Below are 5,156 nucleotides of genomic sequence, written 5' to 3'. Positions count from 1 at the left end.
TTCGGGCCGCAATGGGCGTGGTTCGCCTCGACCATCAAGGTCGGCGCGATCATCGGCCTGACCTCGGTCATCCTGGTGCTGATGTACGCCCAGACGCGCATTTTCTACACCATGGCACGCGACGGCCTGCTGCCGCGCGTGATCGCCCGCGTCCACCCCAAGTTCCGCACGCCGTGGATCAACACCTTGCTGGTCGGCCTCGCGGTCGCCACCGCGGCGGGCTTCTTCGACATCAACTTCCTCGGCGACGCGACGTCGGTCGGGACGCTGGCGGCGTTCGCCATCGTGTGCATGACGGTGATCTGGCTGCGCCGCACCCACCCCGAGATCCCGCGCGGCTACAAGGTCCCGCTGTACCCGGTGGTGCCCGCGCTCGGGATCATCAGCTGCATCTGGCTGATCACCTCGGTCCCGCCCAACGTGCTGACCTTCTTCTTCTGGTACGTGGTCGGCGGCATGGTGCTCTACTTCGTCTACGGCATGCGCAATTCGGAGCTCGCCAAGGGCCATACCGTGACCGCCGACGGCGAGACGCCCTACTTCCCCGAGGACGCCGCGATCGGCCCCGACGGCAAGCCGATCGTCAAGCCATAGCCGCATTGGCGAATTGGATGGAGGGCGGTCCGGAGACGGGCCGCCCTTCGTTCGTCCGCTAGGCGAGCAAGTCGCCGGCAAGCGCCTTCAAATCGGCTTCGGGCCGCGCGCCGTAGTGCTGGATGACTTCGGCCGCCGCGATCGCGCCGAGCTTGAGCGACTTTTCGAGCCCGAGCCCACGCACGTGGCCGGCGAGAAAACCCGCGGCGAACAAGTCGCCGGCGCCGGTGGTGTCGACCAGCCGCGCGATCGGCTCGGCCGGGACGGACGCGCGCTCGGCGCCGGCCCGCGCCACCGCGCCGTGCTCGGAGCGGGTGACGACGAGCAGCGGGACTTTGGCCGCCACCGCGTCGACCGCGGCGTCGAACTCCGCCTCATCGGCGAGCATCAGGATTTCCGCCTCGTTGGCGAACAATATGTCGATCTGGCCGGCCTCGATCAGCTTGACGAAGTCGCCGCGGTGGCGGGCGATGACGAAGCTGTCGGAGAGCGTGAAGGCGACCTTGGTCCCCGCCGCGCGCGCCGCGTCGATCGCCGCGTACATCGCCGCGCGCGGGGTCTCGGGGTCCCACAGATAGCCTTCGAGGTAGAGGATCGCGGCGTCGGCGACGCGCGCCGGGTTGATCGCGTCGGGGGCGAGGGTCTGCGCGGCGCCGAGGAAAGTGTTCATCGTGCGCTGGGCGTCGGGGGTGACCAGGATCAGGCAGCGCGCGGTGGCGGCATCGCCGCGCGGCGGGGTGTCGAACGCGACGCCGAGGCTGCGGATGTCGTGGGTGAAGATTTCCCCCAACTGGTCGTCGCCCAGCTGCCCGATGAAGCCGGCGGTGAGCCCCAGCGCGGCGAGTCCGGCGACGGTGTTGGCGGCCGACCCGCCGCTCGCCTCCCGGCCCGGGCGCATCTCGCCGTAGAGCCGCGCCGCCTCGTCCTCGTCGATCAGCCGCATCGAGCCTTTCTCGACCCCCTGCGCGGCGAGGAAGGCGTCGTCGGCGTCGGCGATGACATCGACGATGGCGTTGCCGATGGCGAGCACGTCGAGGCGGTGGCTGGGCATATGCGTCTTTCTGATGGGGCGGGAAAGCGCGCCGCCTAGCCGCGTGGGGAAGGCGCGGCAAGCTTGCGCCGCCGCCGCCGCCCGGCCATCATCGCGCCATGCGCCGCCTTGCCCTGTTTGCCACGCTCATGCTCTCCGCCTGCGCCACCGCGCCCGATCCTCCGCCCGCTCCGGTCGCCGTTTCCGCGCCCGTGCCGCAGGTGCGCAGCGACGTGCTGGGGATGACCGCGGCCGAGCTGATCGACCGCTTCGGCATCCCCGCGCTGCAAATTCGCGAGGGCAGCGGGACCAAGTTCCAGTTCCGCAACCAAGCCTGCGTGCTCGACGCCTACGTCTACCCGCCGCTCGATGCGCGCGGCACGGAGAAAGTCGTTCACGTCGATACCCGCAACCGCGGCGGCAACGAGGTCGATCAGCGCAGCTGCATCGCCGCGTTCCGCAAGGTGTGAAGCTGATCGAGCGCCCACGCCGCGGCCTCGGCAATCACCGGGTCGGGATCGGCGAGGTGCGGCCGCACGCGCTCGGCTAGCGCGGGGTCGGCGCTGTTGCCGGCGGCGATCAGGCAGTTGCGGATGAAGCGATTGCGGCCGATGCGCTTGATCGGCGATCCCGCGAACAGCTCCCGAAACCCCGCATCGTCGAGGTCGAGCAAATCGGCGAGGCGCGGCGCGGCGAGCTCGGCGCGCGCGGCGAACGCGCGGTTGGCGTTCGCGGCTTCGGCGAAGCGGTTCCACGGGCACACCGCGAGGCAATCGTCGCAGCCATAGATGCGGTTGCCGATCGCGGCGCGGAACTCGTGCGGGATCGGCCCGTCATGCTCGATCGTCAGATAGGAGATGCAGCGGCGGGCATCGATCCGGTGGGGGCCGTCGAACGCGTTGGTCGGGCAGGCGTCGAGGCAGCGGCGGCACGTCCCGCAATGGTAAGCTGGGGCCTCGGGGACGTCGGGCTCAAACTCGAGGCTGGTCAAGATGATGCCGAGGAACAGCCAGCTGCCATGCTCGCGGCTGACCAAATTGGTGTGCTTGCCCTGCCAGCCGATCCCCGCCGCTTGCGCCAACGGCTTCTCCATCACCGGAGCGGTGTCGACGAACACTTTGAGTTCGGATGGCGCGGCGGCGACGATCAACCGCGCCAACGCCTTGAGCCCCTTCTTGACTGTCTTGTGATAATCGCCGCCCTGGGCATAGGCCGAAATGCGGCCGAGCTCGGGATGCCCGGCGAGCGCCAGCGGGTCGGTCGCCGGCGCATAGCTCATCCCCAGCGCGATCGCGCTGCGCGCCTCGGGCCACAGCGCAAGCGGTGACACCCGGTGGTGCGCGCGTTCCTCCATCCACCCCATCGAGCCGTGGTGCCCGGCGGCGATCCAATGCGTCAGGTCGTGCCCGGCCTGCCACTCGCCATCGACCCGGGCAAAGCCGCACGCGGCGAACCCGAGGCGCTGGGCTTCGGCCTTTATTGCTTCTTTCAGCTGAGCGGCATTAGACACGCGTCACGCTTACTCCGTTCGCCCTGAGCTTGTCGAAGGGCTGCCCTTCTCTGTTCAAGGAAAAGCAGTGCTTCGACAGGCTCAGCACGAACGGGGATTGATGGATCATGCGGTCGAGGCGATCGAACTGGTCAAGGAGTTCGGCGACACCCGCGCGGTCGACGGGGTCAGCCTCGCGGTGCCGGCGGGGACGATCTACGGCCTGCTCGGCCCTAACGGCGCGGGCAAGACCACCACCTTGCGCATGCTGCTCGGCGTGATCGAGCCGTCGTCGGGGACGCGCTCGGTACTCGGCCATGCCCGCCCGCTCGAGGCGGCGCGGCTGGTCGGTTACCTGCCCGAGGAGCGCGGGCTGTACCCGTCGATGACCGCGCGCGACGGGATCGCCTTCATGGGCGCGCTGCGTGGGGTGCCACTGCGCGAAGGCCGCCGCCGGGCGGACGACTTGCTCGACGGGCACGGCCTTTCCGAATGGGCGAACAAGCCGATTCGCACATTGTCGAAGGGCATGGCGCAGACCGTGCAATTGCTCGGCACTCTGGTCCACCGCCCGCGGCTGATTGTGCTCGACGAGCCCTTTTCGGGATTGGACGCAATCAACCAGGGACGGCTCGAGGCGCTGATCCGCGCCCAGGCCGACGCCGGCGCGACGATCATCTTCTCGACCCATGTCATCGCCCACGCCGAGCGGCTGTGCGAGCGGATCGCGATCATCGCCAAGGGCAAGGTCGCGTTCGAGGGCAGCGTCGACGAGGCGCGCCGCAAATTGCGGCCGATCGTCCGCCTGCGCACCCGCGCGACCGACGGCCCGTGGCGCGCCGCAATCCCGGCCAGCGCGCGGCAGGACGGCGGCGAATGGATCTTCGAGCTGCCGCGCGGCGGGCCCGAGCCTTTGCTCAAAGCGCTGATCGACGGCGGCGCGGGAATCGAGACGCTGGCGATCGAGCGGCCCGGGCTGCATGACGCGTTCGTCGCCATCGCCGGCCCCGACGCGGTGGCCGAGATGGACGGGGTGGAGGGGGCGGCATGATGGAGATGATCCGCGCCTCGTTCGTCATCGCCCGCCGTGATTTCACCGCGACCGTATTTTCACGCGCGTTCCTGTTGTTCCTGCTCGGCCCGCTGTTCCCGATCGCGATGGGGGCATTGTTCGGCTCGATCGGCGGGCGGATTGCCGCGACGGCCGAGCAGCCGACGGTGGCGGTCGTCGCCAGCGCCGAGGACTATCGCGCCATTGCCGCCGCGCGCGAGCGGCTGGCGACCGGCCTGCGCCAGGCGCCGATCATCCGCCTTGCGCATTACCCGCCGGCCGGCGACCCGGCAGCGCATCGCGCACGCCTGCTCAAATCGCAAGCGCCACCGGTGCTCGGCGTGCTCGAAGGCGGCCTCGACCGGCCGCGCTTCACCGGCGCGGTGTCCGAAGACGGCAATACCGTCGGGCAGCTCCGGCTGATGGTCGAGGACGCGCGGCGGATGGGGGCGGCACCGCCGGCGCCCGGCACGCCGCTGGAAGTCAAGATCACGCAGCGCTCGTCGGGCTCGCTCGCCTCGTACCGCGCACTCACCGCGCAGGCCGGCCAGGCCTTGCTGTTCCTCCTCACCATCCTCCTCGCCGGCATGCTGCTGTCGCAATTGATCGAGGAGAAATCGAACAAGATCATCGAGGTGCTGGCGGCGGCGGTGCCGGTCGACGCGATCTTCCTCGGCAAGTTGATGGCGATGCTGGCGATGTCGCTGCTCGGGATCACGGTGTGGACCACCGCCGGCGCGGCGGGGATCGCGCTGTACGCCGAGCATGGGCTGTCGGCGATGACCGAGCCGGCGGTCGGCTGGCCGGCGTTCCTCGGGCTGACATTGGTCTATTTCGCGATGAGCTATCTGCTGCTCGGCTCGGTGTTCCTCGGCATCGGCGCCCAGGCATCGACCGTGCGCGAAGTGCAGACTCTGTCGATGCCGGTGACGATGGCGCAGGTGCTGGTGTTCGGCTTTGCCGCCTCGGCGGTGGGGGATGCGACCAGCACC

General features: G+C 69.6%; 6 protein-coding genes. 4 read left to right on the top strand and 2 right to left on the bottom strand.

The window, feature by feature from the left end:
• The coding region (locus RMP08_RS05135; protein WP_310467922.1) for an amino acid permease at positions 1-594 on the top strand (594 nt) is incomplete at its 5' end.
• A gap of 58 nt (positions 595-652) precedes the next feature.
• Here RMP08_RS05135 and RMP08_RS05130 read toward each other — a convergent pair.
• Complete coding sequence (locus tag RMP08_RS05130) at positions 653-1,645, bottom strand: adenosine kinase (RefSeq protein WP_310467921.1); 993 nt, start codon at positions 1,643-1,645, stop codon at positions 653-655.
• A gap of 98 nt (positions 1,646-1,743) precedes the next feature.
• Here RMP08_RS05130 and RMP08_RS05125 point away from each other — a divergent pair, with 98 nt between their 5' ends.
• Complete coding sequence (locus tag RMP08_RS05125; RefSeq protein WP_310467920.1) at positions 1,744-2,094, top strand: hypothetical protein; 351 nt, start codon at positions 1,744-1,746, stop codon at positions 2,092-2,094.
• Here RMP08_RS05125 and queG read toward each other — a convergent pair.
• Positions 2,058-3,116, bottom strand: a complete 1,059-nt coding sequence (queG, locus tag RMP08_RS05120) for a tRNA epoxyqueuosine(34) reductase QueG (protein WP_310467923.1) — start codon at positions 3,114-3,116, stop codon at positions 2,058-2,060. The two genes, RMP08_RS05125 and queG, sit on opposite strands and share 37 nt — an antisense overlap.
• A 118-nt stretch (positions 3,117-3,234) precedes the next feature.
• On the opposite strand from queG, the gene RMP08_RS05115 reads away from it, so the two are divergent.
• Positions 3,235-4,164, top strand: coding sequence for an ATP-binding cassette domain-containing protein (locus RMP08_RS05115; RefSeq protein WP_310467919.1), 930 nt, complete (start codon positions 3,235-3,237; stop codon positions 4,162-4,164).
• A partial coding sequence (locus RMP08_RS05110) for an ABC transporter permease (protein ID WP_310467918.1) occupies positions 4,161-5,156 on the top strand: 996 nt, incomplete at its 3' end. The genes RMP08_RS05115 and RMP08_RS05110, both read left to right, overlap by 4 nt.

The organism is Sphingomonas sp. (genome assembly GCF_031426035.1).
Taxonomy (GTDB): domain Bacteria; phylum Pseudomonadota; class Alphaproteobacteria; order Sphingomonadales; family Sphingomonadaceae; genus Sphingomicrobium.
This window is presented reverse-complemented; position numbering and strand designations above follow the sequence as displayed.

Coding starts and splice junctions, on each gene's coding strand:
- RMP08_RS05115 (WP_310467919.1), top strand. CDS start 3,235: ATGGATCATGCGGTCGAGGCGATCGAACTGGTCAAGGAGTTCGGCGAC.
- RMP08_RS05125 (WP_310467920.1), top strand. CDS start 1,744: ATGCGCCGCCTTGCCCTGTTTGCCACGCTCATGCTCTCCGCCTGCGCC.
- RMP08_RS05130 (WP_310467921.1), bottom strand. CDS start 1,645: ATGCCCAGCCACCGCCTCGACGTGCTCGCCATCGGCAACGCCATCGTC.